General features: G+C 44.6%; 2 protein-coding genes. Both read left to right on the top strand.

The features are described from left to right. The coding region (locus tag COT43_09495) for a hypothetical protein (GenBank protein PIS27638.1) at positions 1 to 256 on the top strand (256 nt) is incomplete at its 5' end. A 3-nt stretch (positions 257 to 259) separates the two neighbouring features. Further along, on the top strand, positions 260 to 1,031 hold a 772-nt coding region (locus COT43_09490), incomplete at its 3' end, for a hypothetical protein (protein PIS27637.1).

Here is a 1,031-nt window from a genome sequence, read left to right as displayed (position 1 = left end):
GAATTTCGAGGACACTGATTTCCGCGTTTTTAATACCACTACGCAATCTCTGCACGGTTGGCTGACTATTTTTTCAAGACTCTCGCAGAACATTTCTCTGCGGATGAAGTACAGTTTTGATCTGCACGAACCAATGACAAATATTATTAACGGCAGAAACGACGTAGGTTTAGTGAAAGACAACCCTGTCGTTGACGATCCGTCAACCCAGATATTTTATTCGGATTTTAGAATACAACTCGATTACAGGTTTTAAGATATGACAATCAGCAGAAACAATACAATTACTTTGAAAAAAAGCGTGATCTTCATCGCTCTATTTTCCATTCAAGTCGCGACGGCTCAAAGTTATTTTAGCCCGATCGTTGATGATGTTCCGGAAGGAATTTTCGCCCGGCAGACCGCACTGGGATTTTCGCAATGGGGAGGAGCGGGATCGTCCGCTTCTCTGCTATCGAATCCGGCGCTATTGGCTGAGACCGACGCAAAACATGCGAACTTCGATGGAAACATTTTTAGTTTGAGCACTTCAGAAAAGCGGTCGTTTCCTGTCGTGGATTCTTTTGGTGATTTCCTTGCCGACAATGTTTATGTCGTCAGTAAAGGTATGTACCCTTCCGCGACTGCTGGCTTGAATGTTCGTCTGTTCAATCGGTTATTTCTCGCCTGCCGAATTGACCAGTCGCACGCCCGACATGTCGATTATGATGAAGAAGTTCGTGGAGCGGCGGTCAGCGGAACGTACAATCGCGATCCACTCGTCGGTTATAATCGGATATATAATGTTGGCAATTTGAAAAATATCGCGTTTGGCGCGGCGATTTGTCCTTTGAAAAATCTGACAATCGGCGGTTCGGCTCAGTTGATCGGTTTTTCCAACATACAAGACAAATATGAAATCGAAGTGGTACTGAAGAGCGATTATTTGTCCCCTGACAAATCGATTACTTACGGGAATGATGTCAAGACCGAAATGGCTTTTCGTGGTGTCATCGGCGCCAGTTACAAACTTTTTGACCGGCTGAATGTTT

Source organism: Candidatus Marinimicrobia bacterium CG08_land_8_20_14_0_20_45_22, assembly GCA_002774355.1.
Classification (GTDB): domain Bacteria; phylum Fidelibacterota; class UBA2242; order UBA2242; family UBA2242; genus 0-14-0-20-45-22.
Note: the sequence above shows the minus strand (reverse complement) of the source record. Positions and strands in the feature narration are given on the sequence as shown.